The organism is Sedimentibacter hydroxybenzoicus DSM 7310 (assembly GCF_013403245.1).
In the GTDB taxonomy this organism is placed as follows: domain Bacteria; phylum Bacillota; class Clostridia; order Tissierellales; family Sedimentibacteraceae; genus Sedimentibacter; species Sedimentibacter hydroxybenzoicus.
Map to the genome: position 1 here is coordinate 40,968 of NZ_JACBNQ010000003.1, position 26,931 is coordinate 67,898.

A 26,931-nucleotide genomic window follows, 5' to 3' on the forward strand; every position below is an offset into this window, starting at 1 on the left:
AAAAAATGAATATGGTAAATAACAATCAACTACGAATAAAGGATTTTCCGAAAGAAATAAGCAAGATAGCACAGGAACGATTCATAAAGGGCGATAATTTGATAATTAATTTAAAGGAAATCAATATTTCCCCAATACAGAGCGTTTTAATAGTCCTTTACTATTATGACTACTTAAGCTTTATCTATAAGGCAGGAAAAGGACTTATCCTATATAAACAGATAGAACGGTATATGAAAGAATACCAAAATATCAGCGTTAGGCATACAAGAAACGTAATAGAAGAAATGTATTTTTACAGATTAATTGAAAAGTCCAATAAATGGGGCAATTGCTATATAAAAATGACAAACCCTTCATATCGATTTTTCAGTAATGGGAAAAACCTTAAAAAATCGCAAGAAATCGGGAGCTTGAAGAGAAACATATTTATAACCGAGCATTATTTGAGATACAAACCAGATATGAGAGAAAGCTTCATAAATATAATAGCAGGTCAAAATATATTACAAGCTGAAAGGCTGGAACAATTGGAAAAGCACAATATATTTCTTGAAAACATCACAAAGGATAAGGAAGACAACCTTATTATACACTTTGGGCTATTAGATATATCAAGCACAATAAATATTAATACTATTAAGGAAAAAATCGAATTGATAAATAGCTTTTTCAACTTGAATTACAACAATATCCATTTCCGACTTAACATAAATACACAGGACAATACAAGGTATCAATTCCTAAAAAACAAGTGGAATAAATCAACCCCCTATGTAAAAGCCACACGATTTAAAAGCATTACATTCACCAATTTAAGCATTAAGAGGTATTTCACTTTTAATGCGGATAGTCAAATTACAGAACAATAATCGAAAGGAGAAGAATATATGTTTAAACGATTTTTAAAAGAAAACAACATAGAAGAAAATATCATTACAAGAGATATATACAGATTAATAAGAAAGATAGATTTAATAGATTACAGCCCAAGGACAAAATACACCATTTTTAATGAGTTAGCAAAAATTTATATCGGAATAGAAAGGCATACAATGCTGTTGCTTGAAATGGGTGGAAAAGCCGAAAAAATGGGATACTTTTTAGAATTGGACATTTTAGAACGATTTATAAGATATTTGATTAAACATTTTAGATTCGAGCAGGATTTTATTAGTTTAGTCGAAAGAAACAAGAGAAATATCGAGTATGTATGTGGAACAGAGGGACAAGTCAATATTAACAATACTGTATTTGATACCATAGAAGTTGGAGAAGAAACAGAAAACATAAATACAGATGAAAAAGATGCTGAAATGAAGGACATATTAGAAATATTAGATTTAGAAGAATAAGCATTCCCCCGTTAAGGGGGATTTGTTTTTACATTACTGATGAAAGGAGCAAAACGAATGAAAATAGATTTTGATAAGCATAAAAGCGAGATTACAATACTTATAACGGTTTTAACCGTATTTCAAGCCTTACTAATAGGTGGGCTTTTTCTTAAAAAAGGAGCATTTATAATTTTTACCATTATTACACTTGTCAGCGGCAGTTTCTCAATAGTTATAGAAAATAAGAAAAGGCTTTATATTTCAACAATACTTTATATTATTTATTTGCTTATATATGTCAATAACATACTATTAGGTAATTTAGACGTCTTGTTGAAAATAATGCTTTACGTCTTGTTTGTTGTCCTATTCATAAGCTATATAAGTGTAAAGGAGATAGACATAATAGAGCAAATAGAAAAGATAAAGCCATTGTTGAGCCTTAATTTTCGCAATCTCAGAAGAGACAAGCCTAAAAAGGGTGATGTTTGTATTTGTAAGACAAAAAACAAGCCTGTTTATATTCCCATAAAAGATAGATTTCTCCACACTCTGATACTTGGTCCTACGGGGTGTGGTAAAACATCACAGTCCATTTTACCTATGATTAATCAGGATATGGCATTTAATGAATGTGGAATAACGGTTATAGAACCAAAGGGAGACTTAGCAGAAAAGGTTTATGCTATGGCACAGCATTACGGCAGGAAGGTAATATATTTTAATCCAACATTGGATTCCTGTCCAACATTTAACCCCTTGTATGGAGATGAAGAAGATGTAGTAGAGAATATGGCAACGACATTTAAAATGCTGAAACCTGATTCCCCTCAGTTTTTTCAGGATATGGAAGAACAGCTAATAAGGAATGCCTTGAAACTGCTTAAAAGATTAAAAGGAAATCAGGCAACTTTAATAGATTTGAACAATTTAATGTTTGATATTGGCGGTATAGGAAAAAACCTGATAAACAATTTTGAGGAACATAATAAAAATAAAGTTCAAAGTTTATCATTAAAACAGGAAAACGAGGAAATTATCAGCTATTTTAAGCAGAATTACTTCAATGAAAATGACCAGACTTTTGAAAACACATCAGGAGTTCGCACACAGGTTGCGAAAGTCGTTTCAAATAAGTATTTACGTAAGGTTTTAAATCCTCAAAATGGTAAAAGTGATATTGATTTTTCTAAACATTTGGAAGGTTGCGGCATTATTACTATTTCCACGGAGCAAGGAAAACTAAGGGATTTAGGCTCTTTCTTAGGGTATTTTATTATCTTAAACTTCCAATCGGCTGTTTTTAAGAGAGGGGGAGACGAAGATACCAGAAGACCACATTTTTTATACATAGATGAGTTTCAGACCTATGCCAATTCAGGATTTTCCGATATGCTGACACAGGGACGCTCTTATAGAGTTGCTTCCACCATTGCCACACAAAACAGGGCATTAATAGGAATGGGGAGCGGAAAGGACGGGAAAGATTTTATTGAATTGGTTTCAACTAATGCCCGAAATGTTATTATTTATCCCGGTGGAAACTATTCAGATGCCAAATATTACAGCGACCAATTCGGAGAAATACTGACTAAAAGAAAAAGCACAGGAACGAGCAAACAAAGGTTCAATATACTTAATGGGAATAGCAGTAATACCGCAACGGACAATAAAAGTTTTTCTGAGCAATGGGAAAATCGTATCAGACCAGCGGACATTATTTACAGACCATTCGGAGAAATCATATATTGTATTATAAAAAATAACACCATACAACTGCCTAATGTCGGTAAAGTGTCATTTCTCTCAGAAGAGCTAAACGGAAAGCTTTCTAAAATGGTGAGGGAAAATAAGGAAATCCTTGCCGCAGGAATTAACCCTGATTTTTATAGAAATGAAAAAGGGGAGTTTGTAAAAAGCATAGATGAAATATTGAGAGATAATATAAAGATAGATAGTATGATTTAAGGGCTTATGCCTAAAATAAAACCACCCCTTGTTTTGAGGGGTGATTTGTTAAATAAACTATCAATATTAATCTGGCAATATAATTATATCTACACCACTTCCAACATCATCAATAAAAACAATTTTTGTTTTGCCAAAAGTATAAGTTTTACCATACTCTGGCTCTTTGTTGTTTTTTACACAGTTGTCAAAGTAGTCAAAGATAGCTTTTGCATCTTTTGTATTTCCGGTATAATATTTTAATGCTTCTATTGTTGTATTCATTATAGTTGCAACTCTTGGATACGTTTCTTCATCGTATGTCATTCCCCAATCTCTAATACGAATTAAAGGATTGTCATTATCATCTCTTATAATTTTCAATGGAGCATTTGGATCAGATAATCCACTACTACTGGGTTCTGTAAGAGTTCCACCTTGTATAACTTTTCCAGTATCTTCTAATGCTTTATTTAACAGTGCATAATCTTCATCTAATGTGCTACCTTTTTTTCTGGTTCCTAATATAGAATTTTCATTAGAACCTATAATTTCCCAACGATTTATTCCCTTATTATTAGTAGTGTAATTTATAATGTCTTTCCCATATTCAATCCCGTCAATAATAATACCTTCTTCTGGTTCTTCCAATGGCAATATTTGAACATCTATGCTCTTAATTTGAACATTTTTAATATTATTTTCTTCATTATAACCTACCCAATAACCCAGAACCTCTGAAACTAGTCTTATAGGAACAAAAGTTGTATTATTTGAAATAATCGCAGGGGCATCTATTCTTATCTCACTTCTTCCTCTATATATTATATCACTACCAATTTTTATTTTTGTGTGTCCGTCAATAATAACAGTCGTATTTTTTTGGTCCCAATCAACCTTTTTACCCAACTCTTGGCTAATAATTCTAAGAGGAACCATAGTTCTGCCATTCTCAATAAATGGTGCTCCCATTTCCTCTGGAATATCCATTTTGACATCATTTAAATAGATTTCAATTTTACTTTCACTTGCTGATACAACGGAAAATGACATAATCATCATAATAAATAAAATTAAGCCTAATACTTTTTTCATCTCTTCCCTCCGAGTCATATTATTATATTAGTGCTTTTTTTAACAAGCACCCTTATATATTACCAAGAGTGTCGAATATTGTCAACCAGGTAAATCCTGAAATGGTTGTTTTTGCTAAGTTATAGGTTTGTGCAGAGAAAAAAGAAACCCTTTCAGGTTTCTTCAAATGTTTAAGCAACTTCGCTTAATTCTTCTTTCTTACTTTTTGTCATTACGTTAATTCGTCTTAATTTTGAAACGTATGTAAGTAATACATTGTCCTCAATCTTAAAGACCTTATTTGTTTTCTGTTCATAATAAGGGGTTTCAATTATGTCCCTTATTGCTTCCAAGTCCTTAACGTCGGTTCTATCGGCTATTAAAAACTTTACTAACTGCCACCTTCCAAATACCTTTTTTGGTATTACTATACGGCTATTGTCCATTTCTACAAAAGGACTATATACATTCACACATTTTTTGTTTTTGACATTTAGAAAAACCATAACACAGAAATCCATTGCCAGAAAGACAACAATTGTATTCAAAACAGCTAAATCGTATATGTCCTTTAATGAATGCCCACAAAAGTCCATAATTGCCTGAATTGAAGTCAATAGTTTTTTATCTATTGGTTTTTCAAAGCTCAACTCATATACATCAGTTGTTTTTCCCCAGCGGAGAGAATTGCTTATGTCTGTTATCTCTATTGTGTATTCCTTGATTCTAATATTCAAGTTTTCTTCCTTGAAGTAGTAGTCATTGCCTACTTCCATTTGTGCTAAATCTTTATTAATCTTATTATTTTTCTTTATCATTTTACAATCTCCTATAAGTTTTTTCAGTAAGACATACTCTTACCATCCAAGTCGTACGACCCTCCCTCAATAGTATAGATTAGATTGTATTGTTGCGGCATTTCCGAATGCCAGTATTTAGCACTTAATTAAATTATAGCAGATATTTTTTTATCCGCACTATTTTCGCTATGGTAATTTATGGAACAATGTAAAAATCTTATTTTTTTATTGAAATATCAATTAAAAATTTTTCATAAGACACCTAAAAATTATAATTTCCTTGCCTTCTTACTATAATAAAATAAAACTCAAATGACAGGGGGTATTACGGTGATAATAACAGAGAAAACAGCCGAGCAATGGACAATTAGCGATACATTACAGGGACGCACATACTTCATATACAATTATTCATTTTTCAATAAATATAAAGATTATGGGTATGCCAATATAAATGCGTTTGTAGAAGAATATTTCTTCAATAAAATAGATAAAGATTTACGTGGAAAATTGGAAATAATTAAGAAGAAAGAGGACAAAGAGGACGGAATCAGAAGAAGAAACGAAAGCTATATCAAAAAGCTTAAAAAAGAGCAGATTATAAGGCTTAAAGCAGAGCTAAGAGAAGAACACCCGTATATGACAGATAAAGAAATTGAGAAAATGGCTTATGATATACGAGACACAAAGCATAAAATCAATTGGCAGTATCTTAATAAAATGGACGAGCAGGAAATAAGTGTATTAAAGAAACGGCTGAAATTAAAGAAAAGAGACATAGCAAAAATAATTGATGCTTTTGAATTAGAAGAAAATGAGTTCCAGACCACAAGAGATTTTATAATCTACGCACGAAAGATTAATATTTCCAATTTATTCAATGCGAAAAACATATTAAACAACTACGGTGAATGTCCGTTTATAAAGAATAATAAATGTGTTATCACAGTCCGTAAGCAACACTTTAAGATTTTGAGCTTTGATCCTGATGAAAAAGCAGGTATAGCCTTTGATTTGTTCGATTTGCTCTCTCTTTATGGTATTGGAATAATGGATTTAATAAGAATTAAGAATATTGTTATTACTACCTACAATGAATATCTGACCGAAATAGAAAAAGTAAATGAACAACTGACAAATGAGAAGAAAAGATTTAAAAGAATACTGAAAGAGATTAAGAAACTTGATAAAAACAATAGAGCCATATACAATTACCTTAAAAATCACCTTACTTTTTTGGAGATTATTATAAAAGAGGGGGAAGAGAGGATTTGTAGCACAAAATACTTACAAGAAGACGGAAAAGCAATATTTTTTAACTCCTGCCGATATTTAGGGAAAAAATATAACACACGATATCAGAAAGTTTCAGAGGAAATAAACCTGTTATGCGTTTTAGGAATATTAAGCAAAATTACAGATATGACCGAAGATATTGTCCATAATTACGAACACGACTATAATATCAATTATTTAGTGCTGAATGATTTGAATTGGGATATTGTAGAAGAAAGGATAAAGGTCTTAAAAGAAAACAAAATAACCCCAAAGAATATAAACTTTAACAGCATAAAGAATGTATTCGGGGAAGATTTGGTGGAGCAGGTGTTCCAAAAGAAAAAAGACAAGCAAGCGGCAGAGATAAAACAGGAAGAAAGGAAAAGGGGCTTTATAGTCCGTGATGAAGATGTGCCATTTTAACAGCATAAAAAAACCTTATTGGAATGTGTTAATTCCAATAAAAAAATTACTTTTAAGGGGACTATATATATACCTAAAAGAAAAGATGTTTTAATGATTTTTGAAAATAAAAATATATTTTATTCATTAACATCTTATAGGGCATAAAGCCCTACATCAATATAATAAAAAAGAACAGGGACAACAAACATAAGCGACAAATAAAATATAAAGTGAGTCGTAAAATTGATTTTTTCCTTCTGCTTTTATGAACCCCTTAAATTGATTTTAAGCAAAGTTAATATTTTTATAGTCCAATCGCTCGCAATGTGTTTGAACAATGCTTAAAACATAAAAATGCACCTCAATGTTGAAATTTCAATGTGTGTAATATTATATTTGCTTTTGATACTTCTATAATGTTAACATATTAACTATATAGAAGGGGGCAAGATAGGTATCTTGCCCTAACTTATTTTTTTAGCACCTACTAATGGAAACTTTTCTACGGCATTTTTTAGGTGGTTTATGTTTGTATGTGTATATATCGTTGTGGTATTAATGTCTTCGTGTCCAAGTAATTCTTTAATCTCCAATAAATCGACCCCCTGCTGATGTAATAGAGAAGCGAAAGCGTGTCGGCATTTATGGAAACTATAATCTTTGCTTCCTAATCCACATTTTTTTAAGTATGTTTTAAACAGGACGTGCATATTACTCATACTCATTCTTGTACCCCGACTACTGATGATTATAGCCCTGTTTGTAAGTGGTAGTCTTTCGTTTAGGTAATTCCATAAATCTGTTTTTAATGGTTCGACGAGTGGAATTACTCTTGATTTATTTCCCTTTCCTTTTCTAATGGTTATGGTGTCTCTTCCGAAGTCTATATCATCAAAATTGAGACCATTCACTTCCGCACGTCTTCCACCCGTAAAGATAAACAGTTCGACCATAACTTTGTCTCTTAATCGATTTTCTGGAAATCTGGCATACTTTTCGGGAGCATCCATTAATCGTTGTAATTCATTCACCTTTATATAAATTGGCAATTTCTTCTCTTCTTTTGGTGCTTTAATGGGAGCCATAGGATTCTTATCTATGTATTCCGTCTCAATCAAATATTTAAAAAATGATGCCAGACAATGTATCTTTCTTCTTACCGTATTTGTTGCAAATTTTTTGTTTTCTTTGAGAAACGTAATAAATCTTCTTAATATCGCTGTTGTAATTAAATTGATTTGAGGCTCTACCTGAATAATGTTAAGAAACTCTATGATATTGCTGAAATCATATTTATAACTCTTTACTGTTGCTTCGGAACAATTGTTTTCAGATTTTTGATAGTCTAAAAAATATTCAAAATAAATCTCTAATTCAGATTTCATTATATTACTTACCCTCCTTGATATTGAAAAGATTGAAAGGTAAGAGCATTTAGTTATGTACTTATTCGTTTTGGCTTATTGTCGGGTTTTAAAAAATCCGTCTAACATAACTGAAATTTCAATGTTTTTAAATGCTCATTTTCCAATGGTTTCAATGCCATAAAGAGCTTACTGTATTAATAGCGATATAACACGGCTTACATTATTTACTCTCTACAAACATATAAAATACTCGCGTTATGCGAGTTTTTTTTATGTTTTTGCACTTATATTATAGGTGACTGATATCAAATCAGAGATTTGGGTCATCTGCCTATACAAATCGTAACAATTTTTGAAATACTGCATATAATGGTACAACCTCAAAAAAGGGGTGATATTATGTATATACTTCCATGGTTTTTACTTGGAGTCGGTTACGGCAGATGTTCAAGAGTGCGCGGAGCACAGGGAAGACGCTGTTGTAGACGATAGTGGTATAAAAAAAAGACGCTTCGGCGTCTTTTTAGATTGCTGTATTTTTAACCGCAGCTTCGAATATTAATTTTTTATATATTACAATAATTGTAATCAATATGATACTTGCTGAAATCACCCATATAGTCGGAATAGTAAAATAATTTATCAATATGCTGTAAAGCAGGGAACCGGTTAAGCCGCCTATTTGTATAACCAATGAATAAACCGACAGTACTGAGGCTCTTACTTCATTGGGAATTTCTCTGTTCAAAATAACACCTTCAGGTATATTGGCCATTCCAAATAATAGGTAAATCATTGAATAGGAAAACATAAAAATAGGTATATTCGTTTGAATTGCTGTGATTATCATTGATACGGCAATGAGCGTTCTTAATATTAGATACATTTTATATGTATTAAATTTATATTTCTTTATCAGCTTATTTGAGCCGATACTTCCTAATGTGGCGGCAGCAAAATATAAAAATGCCATAACGCCTAAAAGTCCCATGAAACTGTCATTAGGCAACAGTGATAAAAAATGCGGCTGCCAAAATGTTTCTAAGCTGCTTAAGAAGAATCCCGTTGAAAAAACCGATATAAATATGCATATAATTGTAGAGTTTTTTACTACTATTGATGAACTGTTTATTATATGCTGCTTAATAGTTATGCGATTTTCTTTGTTATTGTCAGCTGATTCCGTTATAAAAATAAATCCAAGTATTACGACAACAGATGCCAGAATAAGTCTTAGAATTATATTTAAGTCATAAATGCTTGATAAGGAAAAATATGTATTTGTAATTTTAGGCAACATACCACCTGTCAATGCACCTGTTGACATTCCAAGTGCTTCCAAAACATTGAGTCTTGTGGTTATGTTGTGCAGCTTGTCTTTTCCGTAATTATCTATGTAATAATCAATAAACAATGCATCAAAAGATCCGGAGGAGAGTGCCCTGCTTAAACCGTAAAACATCATTCCTATACTTAACAATATGAAACCTTTTCCGAACAATAATATTATAAAACTTACCAAAGAAACTATTATCGACAAACAAAATGATTTTTTCCTGCCGAAAACATCGGCAATAATTCCCGTTGGAAGCTCTAATACAATGACAGTAAAAGCATAAATACCAAGAATTAAAGAAAGGTTGCTCAAAGTTGCTCCCTTATCAAGGAGAAGTAAGCTAATTACGGGTGTTAATATTCCGGTTAAAAAAGAGTTGAGAAATAGAATTATTGAATATATTTTCAGCTTCATAAGAAATTCCTTTTCTTTTGTATGTGTTTGAAGGGACAACGTTATCTCAATAATATCCTATACTTGCGGATTCGTCAAGCATAAAAAAAGCGCCTGAGCGCTTTTTAAACAATCTAAAGTTGTGTAGAAATTTTTTATCTATGAAGTATTGGTGATACTCTTTTGTATATGAGTATTGTAATTGATGAAATTACCACACCCTTAAATAAGTTGAAAGGTGCTACCGCATACATAACAAGCGTCTTTAAATCTGTTATTGCAGGGTTTAATAAGTTACCCATATCAATAAATGCCTGAAGTGGTGCTCCAAATACTCTTGCATAAACAGGAAGCAATACAAAGTAGTTCATAAGTGAACCTATAATAGATAATGATATACTTCCTGCTATTAAACCTATAATTGCTGTTTTGTAAGATTTTTTATGCTTGTAAATATAACCTGCAGGAATAATGAAAGCACATCCTACGGCAAAGTTTGCCAACTCACCGATACCTCCGGTAACAGTACCATTCAGAACAAAATTAATTAAAATTTTTACGAACTCAATTGCTATTCCGGCGATGGGTCCCATGGCAAACGTACCTAACAATACCGGTACTTCACTAAAGTCCAATTGATAAAAATTTGGAGCAAACCATAACGGGAACTCAAACAACATCAACACTGATGCCACCGCTGATAAAACTCCTATTTTTGCAATTGTTTTTGTGTAACTTCTTTCTTTTACATAAATTTCATTTTTCATATTTTCCTCCTTGTGCCTTTGCACTATATAAAGATTACCAGAGGCATTTGCATTTGCTATGACATAAATAAAGCCTCTGAAATCTTCAGAGGCAAAAAATCGATAGAACTATAAGCTTAGCTTATGTAACTCTTCTACCATCCAGACTTTACTGTCGGTATTGGAATCTCACCAATTCAACCTTTCGGCTCGCGGACTTTACCGCCGGTCGGGAATTTCACCCTGCCCTGAAGATATTTACAAATTTATTATATCATAATTTTTATAGTTGTAAACATTTTTTTGAAATTTTAAAAAAATATATACGTTTATCATAAATTCAGATATTCATAATATTATAGATTAAGGGGGACAAGATTAAGATTAACCGTGGGGAGGAATTTATGAATAACGTAATAATGCTTTTAAGCATCAATTTAAGAAATATAGTTTCCCGAAATATAAGCTTATTAAGCAGCGATACTGTTGAAATTCGGCTTAGAGTAAACAGTCCGATATTAATAAAGAAGGTTAAATCCGAAATTTTTTTAGAAGAAAACTACAAAGTAAAAAAAAGAGATATAGATGACACAATTTCTAACTTAACTAAAAATTCTATCCATGCCTTTGAAAAAGAAATCAGAAGCGGATACATAACCATAGAGGGCGGGCATAGGGTCGGGCTTGGAGGGGACTGCATCTATGAGCATAATATTTTTAACGGCTTTAAAAATATTACTTCATTAAATATAAGGATTGCGAGGGAATATCCGGGATGCTCAGAAAATTATATAAAATATTTTATAAGCTCCAGGAAAAGTATTTACAATACATTAATAATTGGCCCTCCTCTTTCTGGTAAGACGACATTTATCAGAGACGTGTCAGTTAAGCTGAGTGATGGTGTGAAAAATCAGTTCTTTGAAGGAAGCGACGTCACATTAATTGACGAAAGGGGTGAAATTTCTTCGGTGTATAACGGAGAGCCTCAAATGTACGTTGGAAGACGAACCGACGTATTAAGTTATTGTATGAAAAGAGACGGATTTTTTATGGGCATCAGAGCTCTTTCTCCAAAAGTCATAATATCAGACGAGCTGGGTTCTCAGGATGACTATGAAATTCTTCAATATGCTTTAAAAAGCGGAGTTAATATAATTACCACTGCACATGGTTACAGCTTAGAGGATGTTAAAAAAAACATATATTTAAAAAACATAATTGAAAATAATTTTTTCGACCGCGCTTTAATACTTAAAAACAGCAAAAAGCCGTGTACCGTGAAAGAGGTTTTCGATTTTGAACGAAATAGGGTGATATTTAATGATATGGATTAAATCTTCATTGTTTATTCTTACAATAGTAACCGTTAAATTTATATTTAAATTTATAAACGATTATGGTGACAGACGTATGGACAATATGAAGGAATTGTTAGATTTTACAGATTATCTGAGAATTTATTCCTGTCAGATGCACATGTCGTATGAAGAAATATATTTGAAATATAATTTCAGCAATGAAAATATACGAATGGTATGCAATAAATTAATGGATGAAATTGAAAACAAAAAAAATAAAGGCAAATACATTGTTTATATTGAGGAGTTATTGCACACACCTGATAATTTCAACAAAAAGTTTATTGATATCCTTGATTATTACGGTAGCACATATTCCGATGTGCTAGATGCAAAGCTGAAATTTACTATCAGGGAAATGGAATACTCTATGAAAGATTATGAAAGGCAACACATTGATAAAAAAAACCTGAACAACAGAATTTCTTTATTACTGGGATGCCTTGCTGCAGTAATTCTTATTTAGGAGGTACGATTATTCATGGATATTGATTTAATTTTTAAGGTTGGTGCAATAGGCATAGTAGTGGCCGTTTTTAATCAGATTCTATCAAAAACAGGAAGAGATGAACAAGCAATGTTTGTAACACTTACGGGAGTTATTGTCGTGATGGCACTCATCGTAGGAATGATGAACGATTTATTTACGGAGGTAAAATCTATATTCAACTTGTATTGATGAAAGGAATGAATGATATATGTTGCTTGCAAAAATTATATTCATTGCCGTAATCACTGTTATTTTAGGCATAACAATTTCAAATTTTAATAAAGAGTTCAAGGTTTATATTACTGTTATATTTGGCATATTGGTCATGTTTATGCTGTTTATTGAGCTAAAGGCATATATAGAGGAATTTACCAATATTTTTATCAGATATAATATCAGAATTGAATACTTCACTACTATTTTAAAAATTGTAGGTATTGCATATCTATGTGACTTCATATCACTTCTTTGTAAGGATTTGAATTACGAATCGGTGGGCAAAAAGGTGGAGATTGCAGGCAAGCTTATAATATTAATTTATTCTATCGATGTAATTAAAATATTCCTTGATCAAATATTGATGCTTGTTAACGGGTGATGAGATGAAAATAAAAATAACACTTTTTTTAATAATTTTAATAACTCTGAATACAATAAATGCTTTTGCGGGAACTTTAGATAATGCAATCAATGAAATTCCTACAGATACTCTTGAAGATTATTTAAACAAAAATAATCAATATTTCAGGGACAACAATTTAAAGCTTAAGGATCTGATCGTAAATGCATTTAAGGGAAGATTGGATATAAGCTTAAAGGACTATTTTCTGTATGAATTTAATAATGAGCAGGGATTTTTTAAGAGTATTTTAAAAACCGGCATTAATATTATCGTTATTTGTATGGTACTGACTATAATTAAATATTTTTCAGATGAATTCGGCAGTCAGAGCGTATCAGATATTGTGATGGTTTTTTCGGTTTTAATTATATTTACTATAATATTAAAAGACGTTTTAAACATAAAAAATATGCTGAAAAGCGATTTTCTGACTTTCAGAACGATTACCGAAGAAATTAACGCTGTTTTTATGGCTGCCATGCTGACTTTCGGGAAACTGAGCATACTGCAATTTTTCCAAACATCTTTAAACTATGTGGTTGGTATGACTACACAGCTCATATATCAATTTACGGATATTATGACCATCATTATGATAGCGGTTATTTTGATAAATAATATGAGTAAGCTGATAAATGCAAATCTGATGTATAAATTTTTAAAGAAGGCAACGCTTTTAATTTTATCAGGATATATGATTATAATAGTCATAAATTTTTCTGTACAAGGATATATATTATATAAAACAGACAATATTTTTATAAGCTCCATAAAAGCATTGTCTCCAACCGCAGTTCCTGTAATAGGTAATGCCGTAAGCAGTTTCTTTGGAGTGTTTTTAAAGAGCATACTGATGATAAAGGATGTTTTAGGTATAGTAATAATTATATTTATGTTCTCCGCTTTTGGCGGTTCACTGATAAAAATTGCTCTTGCTCTGATTTTGTACAAAGCTGTAGGAGTGTTAACAGAGCCGTTCAGCGAAAATATATCCAAGCTGATTTATGAAATGGCAGACATGTTTTTTATCTACTTGATATGCCTTATTACACCTATAATAATCGTAACCGTTTATTATTCAATTTTGTTAAATTATATAAATAACATTTTCGGGTAGTCAAATGAAAAATACAATTATAAATATAATAATTCTAATACTGATGTTCAACATTATTATGATAATTTTCCCGGAGGGTAAGACACAGAAATTTTGCCGGATTGCTATAAAAATTTTTATCATGATTTATATTCTGGATAATATATTTTTAAATGGAAGTATTAATATAAATATATTAAGTGATTTACCGGTATTAGAAACAAACTATGAAAGAGAAGTGACGCTTAGCAGCATAGACGATGATATCATAGAATCTATAAACAAAGATTATTTTGAAGGGGATGATGTAGTAAAAAGCATATCGTTAAGCTTTACGGAGGATATGGACATAAAAGCTGAAATAACCTTAAATAAGCTTCTGAGCTTTGATGAAGCAAATGTATTGAAAACCAACATAGCTGATATCTTTCATATAGAATCAGAAAACATTTATATACGATAGCTTGAGTTTCAGCACGAATAGAATACGGGGGAACACATGAATAATTTATTGAATATGTTTAAAGAAAACAAGAATTTAAAATACGCCGTAAATATTTTTATTTTGCTGGTTATAATCTCCTTGATTTTGAAATTTGACACTTCAGTAATAACCGGCACAGAAACTGATAATATAACAGACAAAATGGACAAAAAGGAAATGACAACAGATGACTATGTATTTTCTTTAGAGGAAAGGTTGGAAAAAATTTTAGGAAAAATTGAAAATATGCAAAGTGTTGATGTAATGATCTACACTAAAAAAACTCCTGAAATGAAACCTGTCTATGATGAAAATATAAGTAATGAAACAAATATGGAAACCGGAACAGATGGAACTAAAAGAGAGGTGAAAAGAGAAACTAAACAAACTCAGGCAATTCTTGGCGGTAACAATCAGGTCGTGGAAAGGTTATATGAATATCCTGAAATATCAGGAGTGCTGGTTGTTGCTAAATATAATGGTGATAAAGATATTTATACAACTCTAATGAATTGTGTAAAAACTTTATTAGATATCAATATAAATGATATTGAAGTAATACTTTCCAATAAATAGATTGGAAGGAAACGTGTCTTAAATTAACTAAGGGGGTAATTATGATTATGAGAAAGGAAACATTAGTGTTTTTAACTTCTTTGGCAATAATATTTATAATTGGTTATGTAAATATGACGATGGTGCCGGAGAATCCGTTTGATTTGAACGACATTGCAAAAATAGAGGAAGCAAATAAACCTGTTAACCTGGACGAAGATGTAGCTCAGATAATAGAGGGAGATATGGCCGATTTAAAGAAAAATGATTTAGTTGAAATATTAGAACAAATCGATAAATCAGACATTACCGCTAATCCTCCCGTTGGTGATACGGAGCTTGCGGAAGATGAATCAGATTATGTAATTCTTGGTGACATTACTGATATTTTAAACAATGATTCTGTTGAAGCTTCATCTGACGGAATTTTAAATACATTGAATATAAACTTTGCCAATTTTAAATTAAACAGAGATAAGAGCAATATGGATGTTATTGATCATCTTGAAAATACCATAAGCAACGAATCTATTTCATCAGAAACAAAAAGTCAGTTTGAAGGCTTGCTTTTAAATAAAAGCGAATACGTTCAGACTGAGAATAGTATTGAAATGATGCTTCAGTCAAAAGGTTATAATGAAACGATAGTAATTGTAGATGCAGATGCTATTAAGGTTGTAACAAACGACCCCATAGAACAAGCTGACGCAACCAAAATAAAAGATGTTATTGTATCAGAAACAGATTATGAACCTGCACAAATAAAAATAGTAAAATTTGATAATATTGATTTGTAAAGACATATATTTTCTGATATAATTACTTATGGAGGTGCTAATATGGATAACGAAAATATAGGTCAAGTTAAAATATCTGATGATGTAATAATTATTATTGCCGGTATTGCAACCAGTTCAGTTAAAGGTGTAAGTACAACTCGTACAGGTGTTGCTGACGGTATTTCAAACTTGTTTTCTAAAAATAACTATTCAAAAGGAATTAAGGTTGAAATAAATGAAAATATAGTAGTTTTAGATATTTTCATAAATGTAGAATACGGTTATAAAATCAGCGACGTTGCAAAAGAGGTTCAAGCTACCGTTAAAAAAGAGGTTGAAACTATGACCGATATGGAAGTAGCTGCGGTAAACGTTCATGTACTTAACATCATACAAGATAAAGATAAAGAAAAAGATAAAGAGATAGACAAAGACATAATTGAAGCTGAAATAGTAGAATAAATATCCTCATATAGATTGACAATTTAATTTTGTCAATCTATAATTGCGTTAAAGAGAAATTTTACGGAGGCAACATGAAGCGAAAAGAAACAAGAGAAGAAGCAGTAAAAATTGCATACTGTATGGATGTCAACAAAGACTTTGACAAAAACCTTCCATGTATATTTATTAATCATTTTGAAATTGAAGATGTTGACACTGATTATCTTAATAAAACAATGGATGATTTAATTGATAATATTGAAATGATAGATCGATACATAACAGATAATTCAAAGGATTGGAAAATAAACAGAATTGCAAAGGTGGATCTTGCTGTACTAAGAGTTGCTATTGCGGAAATACTGTATAATGATAAAATACCCGAAAGTGTGTCTATAAATGAAGCTGTTGAAATAAGCAAAAAATATTCTAATGAGGATTCTCATAAATTTATAAACGGGATTTTGGGCACTGTTGTAAGAAATATAGGAAAATGAAAGATTATATATTAGGAATTGATACCAGCGCCTATACTACATCAATTGCATTAATAGATCAGGAAAGCCAGGAAATATTGGCAGATAAAAGAAAAGTATTAACAGTACCCATGGGTCAAAAGGGATTGAGACAGCAGGATGCTGTTTTTCAGCATATGAAAAATTTTCAGGAACTGTACTCTGAAATAAATATAAATTTTAATAATATTAAAACAGTTTCAGTCAGTTCAAGACCAAGAAATGTTACCGGATCATATATGCCTGTATTTACTGTTGGGCAAAACTACGGAAAAATTATAGCTAAATCCTTAAATTGTAAATATATCGAATATTCCCATCAGGAAAACCACATTGCCGCATCACTGATTGATTATTATAAAGAGATAAATAACAATGTCCTTGCAATTCATATATCCGGAGGAACTACAGAATTTCTTGATGTAAACAAGTCATCTAAGGGTTATGATGCCGTAATTGTCGGAGGAAGCAAGGATATAACATTTGGACAGCTTATAGACAGGATTGGAGCACTATTTGAATTTCAGTTTCCTTGCGGCTTTCATATGGAAAATTATTTAAATGAAAACAATAATATTGACAAGATAATAGCACCTAAAATAAGCGGTGATGCATATATAAATCTATCAGGTATGGAAAACTACTTTACAAATTTATATCTATCTAAAAAATTTAACAAGAAATCAATAATTAATGCACTTTTTACATACGTTTCCGATTGTATAATACATATAATCAATGAAATAAAATTAAGCTCTGACATAGAAACAATTATAATAGCCGGAGGAGTAGCTTCAAATTCATTAATCAGAAAACGTATACTGAATAAGCTTAATAACGAATACAATGTAATATTACCTACGAAAGAAAATGCATCTGATAATGCTGTGGGAACTGCGTTTCTTCCGATTATAGACAGGTGGTACAATGAAATTAAAACCAATTAAAGTATCAGTTCTAAACCAATATATTAAAAAATATTTGATGAGCAATTCAATTTTAAATAATCTCAGGGTTGAAGGTGAAATATCCAACATACGCTTAAGCAAGACAGGCTATACATATTTTACGTTGGGTGACGAAGACTCTATTATTAATTGTGTTGCTTTTTTTGCTGACAATATTTCTAAAAACGGCGATAAAATTATTGCAGAAGGTGAATTATCCGTATATGAAGCGAGAGGTTCTTATCAGCTCGTAGTAAGAAATATCGAGAGAGTAGGGCTGGGTAAAATACTTCTCGATTTGGAAATGTTGAAAGAAAAGCTTAAGAAGGAAGGCATGTTTGACCGTCACAGGGATATACCTCTGTATCCAACAAGAATAGGAGTTATTACATCAAAAACAGGTGCAGCCATAAAGGACATTTTAAAAACCTTTGAAGGTGTTCGGGCCGATTTTGAAATTATAATATATAACACCTTGGTACAAGGTGAAAAATCAAAAGATAATATAATCAATGGAATTAAATATTTTAACGAAAACCTCACTGACGTTATATTGATATCCAGGGGCGGAGGCAGCTTTGAAGATTTAAATGTATTTAATGATTTAAAGATTGCAGAAGAGGTTTATAAGTCCAAAATTCCGGTTGTTACAGGTATAGGTCACGAAACGGACAGAACATTAACCGATTATGTTGCAGATATTTATTGTCATACCCCAACTGCCGCAGCAGAAATAATAATAAAGGGATACAAGGATGTTGAGGAAAGATTAAGAAGTTACCTGCAATTATTAAAACAAAATACTAATAATATTATAAATTTAAAAAAATCGGAATTGAAATCCAACAGATACATACTTAAAAACTTTTTACCTGTGGAATATATTTATAAGACTAAAAATGATATAGAAAATTATAAAAACATAATGAAAAATATATTAAACAAAAAAATCAGCAGCCTTGAGCTTCAGCTCAGTGTTATGAGCGAGAGGTTAAACAGCCACAATTATAACAAACAACTTGAAAAAGGCTTTACTTTAGTCACAGACAATAAAGGAAACATTATTAAAAATATAAATCAAATCCAGCTATCAGATATGTTGAACATACGGTTTAAAGAATTTGAAGTAATAGCTGAAACAAAAGAGATAAAAGAGGTGGAATGATGGAATATGAAAATTTTGAAACGGCATTTGAACATCTGAAGAGCATCATCGATAAATTTGAAGCAAAGGAAAATATCTCTCTGGATGAATTGGTAAAGAACTATGAAGAAGGAATGAAAGCTTATACATACTGCTCAAATAAACTGGACGATACCCAGAAAAAAATAAAATTGATAGATGAAACTGAATAAATACAACTTCTATGCAAATTAATAATTGATATTTATAAATTATTATGTTACAATCATATTGAATTGTTCATATTTTTTTAAAAATTTCAGAATAATTATAAAAAGTAATGAAAGGGTATTGAATGGAAGCTATTCGACTTGATGTATATATGCATAAAAATGGATTAAGTCAAAGCAGAGAAAATTCAAAGCAGTTAATTTTAAATGAGTGCGTATATGTAAATAATAAATTAATTACTAAACCTTCTGTAAAAGTTACGGATTCTGACGATATAAGAGTTGAAAAACCTTTTGAATATGTTAGTCGTGGAGCAATAAAAATAGAAAAAGCTATAAATTTATTTGATATCAGCGTTAAAAATAAAACAGCCGTAGATATCGGAGCCTCAACAGGCGGTTTTACGGATTTTCTTTTAAAGAAAGGTGCCGGCAAGGTTTACGCCATAGATGTTGGACACAACCAGCTTCATGATTCACTGTCAGAAAATGATAGAGTTATTAATTTAGAGGGTACTAATTTCAGATATATTGAAACTTCTGTTTTTAAGGAACCGGTAGATATAATCGTTATTGATGTTTCTTTTATATCTTTAAAACTATTGATGCCAAGGATATGTGAAATTACTAATGAGAGTACAGATATTATTGCTCTTATTAAGCCTCAGTTTGAAGCAGGCAGAGGAAATATAGGAAAAAATGGAATTGTAAAAGATAAAGCTATACATCTTACGGTATTAAATAATATAAAAAAATATTGCGAAGAAAACAATCTGGTCATTGAAGATATAACGTTTTCTCCTATTACCGGCGGAGATGGAAACATTGAGTATTTAGCTCACATTAAAAAAGTAAAAGCTGGACAATATAGTTCGGAACTTAATTTCAAAGCATTAATAAAAAAAGCTTTTGAATTTTTATAAAATAATTTTTATGAGGTGACTAATGAAAAAGTATACGAGACAAACAAAAATTCTTGAACTTATTTCAAAAAAAGAAGTTGAAACTCAGGAAGAACTTGCCGACGGCTTAAAGGCCATGGGCATTGATGTAACGCAAGCAACAATATCAAGAGATATCAAGGAGCTTCGTTTAGTAAAGGTAATGTCTAAGAACGGAAAATACAAATATGCAACAATAGGACAAAGCCAGGAAGGAATTACTGACAGATTAAATAAAATATTTGAAAATTCAGTTGTTTCTATTGATAATGCCTTGAATATTATAGTTTTAAAAACTATACCCGGTGCAGCTCAAATTTGTGCTTCAGCCATTGATTACATGGGAGTTGACGATATAGTCGGAACATTGGCGGGAGATGACACGGTCTTTGTAGCAATAAGAACTATGGATGATATAGAAAAAGTATTGGAAGAGTTCAAAAAGAATATAAGATAACGGTGATATAATGCTTTTAACTTTAAATATAAGCAATTTTGCGGTATTTGAAAAACAGACCATCGAATTTGACAGTGGATTTAATGTATTTACCGGAGAAACAGGCTCAGGTAAATCAATTTTAATTGAAGCATTATCTTTAATATTAGGTGAAAGAGCCTCTAAGGATTTAATCAGAAAAGGAAAAAGCAGCGCTCTGTTAGAGGCGATTTTTGATGTATCTGATAATAGTGATTTTTATGGTTTTTTGCAAGATAATAATATTGAAATGAGTGTCGAAGATTATCTTATAATTTCGAGAGAAATATATGAAAATGGTAAAAGCATCAGTAAAATTAACGGCAGAACCGTACCGCTAAGTATTATAAAAGAAGCAGGCAGCTATTTAATCGATATTTACGGTCAATTTGGCCATGAAAGCTTGTTTAAAAAAGAAAATCATATTATTTTATTAGATAGCTTGATTCAAAAGGATTTAACACCGAATCTTGAAGCCTATCATAAGCTTTATACGGAGTATAACAGGATAATAAAAGAAATTGAGAGCCTGCAAGGTAAATTAAGCAATAAGGATCTAAAAATTGAACAGCTTAAATTTGAAATCAATGAAATAGATGAAGCTGATTTAAATGAATTTGAAGAAGAAGATCTTTTAAAGCAAATTAAAAAACTTTCAAACATTCAGGAAATACAAAATTCATTAATTGAAATTAACAGCATATTGAGCGATAACAGCTTAAACAGCGTATATAACTTACTTAATAAAGTTAAAGGTTATGATGATTCCTTATCTGATTTTCTTTCTAAGCTTGATATTTTATTGGAAGAATTACAATACTTCAATTATGATTTAAGAGATTATTCGGAACGATTAGATTTTGACGGTGAAAAATTGGACATTATCGAAAAAAGAATGTCTTTTATAAACCGTTTAAAAAGAAAATACGGTTTTTCAATTGAAAAAATTAAAGAGTATAGAGAATCTGCAGATAAAGAATTGGATATACTGTTAAAAGCAGAATCTAATTTAAATACTATGATTAAAGAAAAATCGGAGTATAACAAGAGGCTTGAAGAGTACTCCAATATAATTTCCGATATAAGAAAAAACGCCGCTAAAATTTTAGAAGCAAAAATATTGAATGAGCTTGACGACTTAAATATGAAAAATATTGAGTTTAAGGTTGCAATAAACAGAAAAGCAAGTTATTCATACGATGGTGTCGATGATGTGGAATTTTTAATTTCTACAAATGTGGGCAGTGATTTGAATTCTGTTCAAAAGGTTGTTTCCGGAGGAGAAGCTTCACGTATAATGCTTGCTTTTAAAAAGATTGTCAGTGATATAGAAAGCGCTCAAACCATGGTATTTGATGAAATTGACACCGGAATAAGCGGTAAGACGGCACAGATGGCTGGGATAAAAATGAGTTATATTTCTGCAAATCATCAGATAATTTGCGTTACACATTCTCCGCAAATTGCTTCAATTTCAAAAAATCATTTTTTAATTGAAAAAAAGATTATTAATAACAATACTTACAGCATCGTAAATAAATTAAACGAAGAAAATAAAATCTATGAAATAGCAAGATTGTTAAGCGGAATGAAGATAACAGAAAAATCATTAAGTAATGCAAGGGATCTAATTGATTCAAGCGAGCAATTTCATTAATCTGATTTGAATTATTGTTTATACGTCATAACATATTCTATCTTTTCACAAAAAAGGTTCTTGTGAAATAGAAGACATTAGTATAATACAAACATTATATGGAGAAATTAAAGATAAAACTTGAAGGAGTGCAGAATGAAAAATTTCGCTAAAAGAGTTTTATTCTTTATTTTTTTTATTGCAATTTTAGTGACAGCGATCTATTTTGGCTATGATTTAAAAACAAATCCATATATTTTTACTAAAATAGGCGGAAACGAGGTTATAGAAACCGAAGGTAAATATATTATTCCCGGTGGTCAAACCATAGGAGTGGAATTAAAAACAAAGGGTGTATTGGTTGTAGGTTTGGCAGATATAGTTAATTCAGATGAAATATCAATATCTCCGGCTAAAATTTCCGGTATGGAAATAGGAGATAAAATATTGGCCATAGATTCTAAGAAAATAGAAACGGTCGATGATATAAAATCATATACCAATGACAATGGCATTAAGGATTACAGCTTTACGGTGGAAAGAGACGGAAATATTATTAGTTTTAATATAGCTCCGACAAAAACCCTGGGAAGTGACGATATTAAGTTCGGATTCTGGGCAAGAGAAAATATAGCCGGAATAGGTACAATTACATTTGTGGACCCGAAAACCGGAAAATTCAGTGCAATTGGTCACGGTATTTCAGACTCAGAGACCGGAACATTGGTTGATATAGAAACCGGCAGAATTTCAAGGGCAAACATCACTAATATCAAGCTTGGCAAAAAGGGAGAGCCGGGAGAAATAATAGGTTATATTCTTAATGACGGAAATATACTTGGCACGGTAGAAAACAATACCAATTTTGGAATTTACGGTAATATTAACAAAGAAAGCCTGGGATTTTTCAGCAAAAATCTTATAGAAATAGGAAAAAAGGAAGAAATACGATTAGGGCCGGCTCAAATATATTCATGTGTAAATAATGAAATCAAGATATATGATGTGGAAATAACCAAGGTGTTTTATCAAAATAAGCCCGATGAAAAAAGTTTCGTTATAAAAATTACGGACTATGAGCTATTAGGATTAACAAACGGAATAATACAAGGAATGAGCGGTTGTCCGGTCATTCAAAACAATAAAATTGTTGGTGCCGTGACTCATGTATTTATGAATGATCCGACAAAAGGATATGGTATATATATCGAATGGATATTAGATGAAGTATACGGAGATAATCAATAAAATTATGTCATCTTAGAATTTTAACTCTAAGGTGACTTTTTTTTAGTATAAAATTGTAAAAGCATCATATATATATAAATAATACAAAAATAAAAAATTTTTTTATATAAAAAAAGGGATTTTTGTTATATGTGCGTATTATATTTATAGTGAATATATTAGGGGGTATTATTATGCAGAAAAAAGTAAAAATTGTAATTGCTGATGACAACAAGGAATTTAGGTTAATTTTAAAAGATTTTTTAGTAAGTAAAAGTATATTTGACGTAGTAGATATGGCAGATGATGGTTTAAAAGCATTAGATGCTGTAGAAAAACACGAACCTGATATACTTATACTGGATATTATCATGCCTCATTTAGATGGATTGGGAGTAATAGAGAAGCTACATAAAAAAGAATTGAAAAAATTCCCGAAGGTTATCATATTATCTGCAGTAGGACATGATAAGGTTACACAAAGAGCAATTAACATGGGGGTTGATTATTATATAGTAAAACCATTTAATTTTGAGTCGTTTTCAGAAAGATTATTACAAATTTCCGAATTAGAATCATCAAGAATACAAAATAAAAACAAAGAAACTGTATATAACGAAAAAGCTAACACTGAATTATCTCTTGAAGTTAAAATAACAGATATACTCCATGAGGTTGGAGTACCTGCTCATATTAAAGGGTACCAATATTTGAGAACATCGATTATAGACGTTGTTAATAATATAGAAATTTTAGGTGCTATAACTAAAGAGTTATATCCGATGATAGCATCTAAATACAATACTACTCCAAGCAGAGTGGAAAGAGCCATCAGGCATGCGATAGAAGTGGCATGGACAAGAGGTAAAATTGAAACTATCAACAACATTTTTGGATATACAATACATAATAATAAAGGTAAACCTACAAATTCAGAATTTATTGCTATGATAGCCGATAAACTTCGCTTAGAACAAAAGGTATCATAAATTTATTTAATATTTCGATTCTATGGGGTGTTCCATAAACAGTTTCATTCACCAATTTATCTGCTCCTTTCGTCGCATAAATTGGGAATTCAGTGTATTTGACCTACCGCCATTTTTCTCTCCCTTCGGTCGTAAAAATGGGGTTAGGGCATAAATAAGCTTGACAAAAACATTTATTATTATTACAATAAGCACGATAATAAATAATTTTGCAAATAAGATAAAATTGCAAGAATTACAGGAGGCAATTTTGAATACTGAAATAACTGTAAAAAGTGAAAAAATATTTGAAGGTAAGATAATAAATTTAAGAGTAGATACAGTTGAGCTTGATAAACAAAAATATACAAAGCGTGAAATAGTAGAGCATAGAAACGCAGTTGCCGTTGTAGCCATAAATGAGGATAAAGAAATACTATTGGTTAAACAATTCAGGAAAGCTGTTGAGGATTTTTTGTTTGAACTTCCCGCAGGTATATTGAATATAGCTGAAGTACCCGTTGAAGGTGCCTTGCGAGAATTAAAAGAAGAAACCGGATACGAAGCAAAAAAAATCAAACAAATTTGTGAGTTTTATTCTTCGCCAGGCTTTACAAATGAAAAAATTTATTTGTTCAAAGCTGAAGATTTATCGTTCGCATCTACTAAATTAGATGAAGATGAATGCATTGAAACAATTACAATAACTAAAGAAGAAGCAAAAAAAATGTTAGAAACAGGCAGAATATCAGACAGCAAGACCATCATAGGTATTCTTCACTGGATAAATTCATAAATTTTATTAATTAAACCTCTTGAACAAGCATATATTGTATAAAGCTTTCAGGAGGTTTTTTTATGAACAATACACTAAAGAAATTAATTTCGTCGGAGAACAAAAGATTTATATTTTTGCTGGCTATATTTATTTTAGCTCTTATACTTTCTTCATTTGTATATATAGTAACGGGACAAGGCAATATTACACATATAAATTACGAAAGTATAAGTATGATGAATGTAAGAGATATCTTTATAGTTACTATAAAAAGGAATCTAATTTATTTCATAGCCATAATCTTATTAACTGTAATAGGACAAAGTAAAATAATCAACGGGTTATTTGGATTGATTTCCGTATATTTCGGTTTATCAATTATATATTTAATCAGAACATTAAAAATGGATGTAGTATACTTTGTACTTACATTTACTGATTACTTTATATTTTTTCCACTTCTCTTTTATTTTACATTTATTTCAAGCACTATATCCAAATATACAAAAAGGACAAAAAATTTAGAGCAAATTACTCGTAAATTTGATATAATTATACGTAGCTATATTAAATTATCATTAATATATCTTTTGATTGTAACTGTGTACAGTATAGGTTATAGTTATTATATACTAATATTAAGCAGATTGTTGGTGAGATAATGGATAAAAATATTGAAAATTATAAAGTATATCTTAATTCAAAAAAATTAAGTGTTAATACCGTTTCTTCATACATTTATGACATAAACAGCTTTGGTAATTACATAGAGCAGGATTACAACATAAATATAACTAATACAAAAAAAGCACATATATTAACATACCTTGTTAATCTTCAAAAATCAGGGAAAAGCTCTTCTACCATAGCAAGAACCATATCATCCTTGAAGAATTTTTTTGAATTCTTAAAAAGAGACAAGCTTATTACCGACAACCCTGCCATCAGCATTCACAGCCCAAAGCAAATCAAGAAAACACCTTCGGTTTTAACCGAGCAGGAAGTCAATTTATTATTGGAGCTGCCGGACATTGATTCCTTTAAGGGTGCAAGGGACAGCGCAATACTTGAACTCTTATATTCATCAGGAATTAAGGTTACAGAGCTTATTAACATTAAAATAAATGATATAAATTTAAATGCCAATATTATAAACATTGAGGGAGACAAAAGGCGAATACTGCCATTAAGCCAATATTCAAGAAATGCAATCAATAATTATATAGATAATTTCAGACATAAAAGGTGCAGCATTGAAAATGAATTTTTATTTGCCAATATAACCGGTGAGCCGATTTCAAGGCAGGGTATCTGGAAAATGCTTAAATATTACGAGAAGAAATTGAATCTGAGCAAGGAATTGTCTCCGCAAATACTCAGAAATTCTTTTGCTGTGCATCTGTTGTCCCACGGAGCAGATTTAGGAACCATACAGGAGCTTATGGGATTAAACAGCATAGCGGCAGCCCAAAACTATTTAAGCAGTGTAGAATTTAAATCACTGGAAGTGTTTAAAAAGGCATTCCCGAGAGTATAATAACAGTAGAGAGAGCAATTGTTCAGCCATTGATTAGCGA

General features: G+C 30.9%; 30 protein-coding genes and 1 riboswitch. Of the genes, 25 read left to right on the forward strand and 5 right to left on the reverse strand.

What is annotated here, in order from left to right; genetic code table 11:
- Window positions 1–5 precede the first annotated feature (5 nt).
- Genes HZF24_RS05030 through HZF24_RS05040 form a run of 3 tightly spaced genes read left to right on the forward strand, consistent with a single transcriptional unit; the run spans window position 6 to window position 3,305 of the window.
- Complete coding sequence (locus tag HZF24_RS05030; protein ID WP_179237191.1) at window positions 6–872, forward strand: hypothetical protein; 867 nt, start codon at window positions 6–8, stop codon at window positions 870–872.
- Between the two features lie 18 nt (window positions 873–890).
- A complete protein-coding gene (locus HZF24_RS05035; RefSeq protein ID WP_179237192.1) occupies window positions 891–1,355 on the forward strand; it encodes a hypothetical protein in 465 nt (154 codons plus the stop codon).
- A gap of 57 nt (window positions 1,356–1,412) precedes the next feature.
- Window positions 1,413–3,305, forward strand: a complete 1,893-nt coding sequence (locus tag HZF24_RS05040) for a type IV secretory system conjugative DNA transfer family protein (RefSeq protein ID WP_246345963.1) — start codon at window positions 1,413–1,415, stop codon at window positions 3,303–3,305.
- 66 nt (window positions 3,306–3,371) lie between these two features.
- Here the strand turns inward: HZF24_RS05040 and HZF24_RS05045 are convergent, their stop codons facing one another.
- Window positions 3,372–4,379: a copper amine oxidase N-terminal domain-containing protein gene (locus tag HZF24_RS05045; protein WP_179237194.1), complete on the reverse strand. Its 1,008-nt coding sequence runs from the start codon at window positions 4,377–4,379 to the stop codon at window positions 3,372–3,374.
- A 170-nt stretch (window positions 4,380–4,549) separates the two neighbouring features.
- Window positions 4,550–5,176: a hypothetical protein gene (locus tag HZF24_RS05050; protein ID WP_179237195.1), complete on the reverse strand. Its 627-nt coding sequence runs from the start codon at window positions 5,174–5,176 to the stop codon at window positions 4,550–4,552.
- A gap of 312 nt (window positions 5,177–5,488) precedes the next feature.
- Here HZF24_RS05050 and HZF24_RS05055 point away from each other — a divergent pair, with 312 nt between their 5' ends.
- Complete coding sequence (locus HZF24_RS05055; protein WP_179237196.1) at window positions 5,489–6,859, forward strand: hypothetical protein; 1,371 nt, start codon at window positions 5,489–5,491, stop codon at window positions 6,857–6,859.
- 446 nt (window positions 6,860–7,305) lie between these two features.
- Here HZF24_RS05055 and HZF24_RS05060 read toward each other — a convergent pair whose 3' ends face one another.
- The 3 genes from HZF24_RS05060 to HZF24_RS05070 form a co-directional block, all read right to left on the reverse strand.
- The gene (locus HZF24_RS05060; RefSeq protein ID WP_179237197.1) at window positions 7,306–8,226 is read right to left on the reverse strand and encodes a tyrosine-type recombinase/integrase; all 921 of its coding nucleotides are present in this window, start codon (window positions 8,224–8,226) and stop codon (window positions 7,306–7,308) included.
- Window positions 8,227–8,731: 505 nt separating this feature from the next.
- The gene (locus HZF24_RS05065) at window positions 8,732–9,958 is read right to left on the reverse strand and encodes an MFS transporter (protein WP_179237198.1); all 1,227 of its coding nucleotides are present in this window, start codon (window positions 9,956–9,958) and stop codon (window positions 8,732–8,734) included.
- A 134-nt stretch (window positions 9,959–10,092) separates the two neighbouring features.
- On the reverse strand, window positions 10,093–10,704 hold the full coding sequence (locus tag HZF24_RS05070; protein ID WP_179237199.1) for an ECF transporter S component: 612 nt from the start codon (window positions 10,702–10,704) through the stop codon (window positions 10,093–10,095).
- 125 nt (window positions 10,705–10,829) lie between these two features.
- A riboswitch (FMN riboswitch) is annotated at window positions 10,830–10,943 on the reverse strand.
- A 144-nt stretch (window positions 10,944–11,087) separates the two neighbouring features.
- On the opposite strand from HZF24_RS05070, the gene spoIIIAA reads away from it, so the two are divergent.
- The 21 genes from spoIIIAA to HZF24_RS05175 all read left to right on the forward strand — a co-directional run bounded on the left by spoIIIAA (window position 11,088) and on the right by HZF24_RS05175 (window position 26,891).
- The gene (gene spoIIIAA / locus HZF24_RS05075; protein ID WP_179237200.1) at window positions 11,088–12,020 is read left to right on the forward strand and encodes a stage III sporulation protein AA; all 933 of its coding nucleotides are present in this window, start codon (window positions 11,088–11,090) and stop codon (window positions 12,018–12,020) included.
- On the forward strand, window positions 12,007–12,510 hold the full coding sequence (locus tag HZF24_RS05080) for a hypothetical protein (RefSeq protein WP_218835257.1): 504 nt from the start codon (window positions 12,007–12,009) through the stop codon (window positions 12,508–12,510). The genes spoIIIAA and HZF24_RS05080 overlap by 14 nt, the downstream gene beginning before the upstream one ends.
- A gap of 15 nt (window positions 12,511–12,525) precedes the next feature.
- Window positions 12,526–12,723: a stage III sporulation protein AC gene (gene spoIIIAC, locus HZF24_RS05085; protein ID WP_179237201.1), complete on the forward strand. Its 198-nt coding sequence runs from the start codon at window positions 12,526–12,528 to the stop codon at window positions 12,721–12,723.
- 19 nt (window positions 12,724–12,742) lie between these two features.
- Window positions 12,743–13,132 (forward strand): SpoIIIAC/SpoIIIAD family protein, encoded by a 390-nt coding sequence (locus HZF24_RS05090; protein ID WP_179237202.1) that lies wholly within the window; start codon window positions 12,743–12,745, stop codon window positions 13,130–13,132.
- A gap of 4 nt (window positions 13,133–13,136) precedes the next feature.
- A complete protein-coding gene (locus HZF24_RS05095; RefSeq protein ID WP_179237203.1) occupies window positions 13,137–14,273 on the forward strand; it encodes a stage III sporulation protein AE in 1,137 nt (378 codons plus the stop codon).
- A 121-nt stretch (window positions 14,274–14,394) separates the two neighbouring features.
- On the forward strand, window positions 14,395–14,715 hold the full coding sequence (locus tag HZF24_RS05100; protein WP_179237204.1) for a hypothetical protein: 321 nt from the start codon (window positions 14,395–14,397) through the stop codon (window positions 14,713–14,715).
- Window positions 14,716–14,751: 36 nt separating this feature from the next.
- Window positions 14,752–15,312: a hypothetical protein gene (locus HZF24_RS05105; protein WP_179237205.1), complete on the forward strand. Its 561-nt coding sequence runs from the start codon at window positions 14,752–14,754 to the stop codon at window positions 15,310–15,312.
- Between the two features lie 41 nt (window positions 15,313–15,353).
- A complete protein-coding gene (locus tag HZF24_RS05110) occupies window positions 15,354–16,088 on the forward strand; it encodes a SpoIIIAH-like family protein (protein WP_179237206.1) in 735 nt (244 codons plus the stop codon).
- A gap of 42 nt (window positions 16,089–16,130) precedes the next feature.
- Window positions 16,131–16,532 carry an Asp23/Gls24 family envelope stress response protein gene (locus tag HZF24_RS05115; protein ID WP_179237207.1) on the forward strand — a complete coding sequence of 134 codons (402 nt, stop codon included), beginning with the start codon at window positions 16,131–16,133 and terminating at the stop codon, window positions 16,530–16,532.
- Window positions 16,533–16,606: 74 nt separating this feature from the next.
- Complete coding sequence (nusB, locus tag HZF24_RS05120; RefSeq protein WP_179237208.1) at window positions 16,607–17,011, forward strand: transcription antitermination factor NusB; 405 nt, start codon at window positions 16,607–16,609, stop codon at window positions 17,009–17,011.
- Complete coding sequence (locus HZF24_RS05125; RefSeq protein ID WP_179237209.1) at window positions 17,008–17,976, forward strand: Kae1-like domain-containing protein; 969 nt, start codon at window positions 17,008–17,010, stop codon at window positions 17,974–17,976. The genes nusB and HZF24_RS05125 overlap by 4 nt, the downstream gene beginning before the upstream one ends.
- A complete protein-coding gene (gene xseA / locus HZF24_RS05130; RefSeq protein ID WP_179237210.1) occupies window positions 17,957–19,141 on the forward strand; it encodes an exodeoxyribonuclease VII large subunit in 1,185 nt (394 codons plus the stop codon). The genes HZF24_RS05125 and xseA overlap by 20 nt, the downstream gene beginning before the upstream one ends.
- On the forward strand, window positions 19,138–19,332 hold the full coding sequence (xseB, locus tag HZF24_RS05135) for an exodeoxyribonuclease VII small subunit (protein WP_179237211.1): 195 nt from the start codon (window positions 19,138–19,140) through the stop codon (window positions 19,330–19,332). Before xseA ends, xseB begins: the two co-directional genes overlap by 4 nt.
- Window positions 19,333–19,454: 122 nt before the next feature.
- Complete coding sequence (locus tag HZF24_RS05140; RefSeq protein ID WP_179237212.1) at window positions 19,455–20,252, forward strand: TlyA family RNA methyltransferase; 798 nt, start codon at window positions 19,455–19,457, stop codon at window positions 20,250–20,252.
- A 22-nt stretch (window positions 20,253–20,274) separates the two neighbouring features.
- Window positions 20,275–20,727: an arginine repressor gene (locus HZF24_RS05145; protein ID WP_179237213.1), complete on the forward strand. Its 453-nt coding sequence runs from the start codon at window positions 20,275–20,277 to the stop codon at window positions 20,725–20,727.
- A gap of 10 nt (window positions 20,728–20,737) precedes the next feature.
- Window positions 20,738–22,402: a DNA repair protein RecN gene (recN, locus tag HZF24_RS05150; protein ID WP_179237214.1), complete on the forward strand. Its 1,665-nt coding sequence runs from the start codon at window positions 20,738–20,740 to the stop codon at window positions 22,400–22,402.
- A 135-nt stretch (window positions 22,403–22,537) separates the two neighbouring features.
- Window positions 22,538–23,629, forward strand: a complete 1,092-nt coding sequence (gene spoIVB / locus HZF24_RS05155; RefSeq protein ID WP_179237215.1) for a SpoIVB peptidase — start codon at window positions 22,538–22,540, stop codon at window positions 23,627–23,629.
- Window positions 23,630–23,802: 173 nt separating this feature from the next.
- On the forward strand, window positions 23,803–24,597 hold the full coding sequence (spo0A, locus tag HZF24_RS05160) for a sporulation transcription factor Spo0A (protein ID WP_179237216.1): 795 nt from the start codon (window positions 23,803–23,805) through the stop codon (window positions 24,595–24,597).
- Window positions 24,598–24,847: 250 nt separating this feature from the next.
- Entirely contained in the window at window positions 24,848–25,372 is a 525-nt protein-coding gene (locus HZF24_RS05165) for an NUDIX hydrolase (RefSeq protein ID WP_218835258.1), read from the forward strand.
- A gap of 62 nt (window positions 25,373–25,434) precedes the next feature.
- Window positions 25,435–26,016 carry a hypothetical protein gene (locus tag HZF24_RS05170; protein WP_179237217.1) on the forward strand — a complete coding sequence of 194 codons (582 nt, stop codon included), beginning with the start codon at window positions 25,435–25,437 and terminating at the stop codon, window positions 26,014–26,016.
- Window positions 26,016–26,891 (forward strand): tyrosine-type recombinase/integrase, encoded by an 876-nt coding sequence (locus HZF24_RS05175; protein ID WP_179237218.1) that lies wholly within the window; start codon window positions 26,016–26,018, stop codon window positions 26,889–26,891. The genes HZF24_RS05170 and HZF24_RS05175 overlap by 1 nt, the downstream gene beginning before the upstream one ends.
- Window positions 26,892–26,931 lie beyond the last annotated feature (40 nt).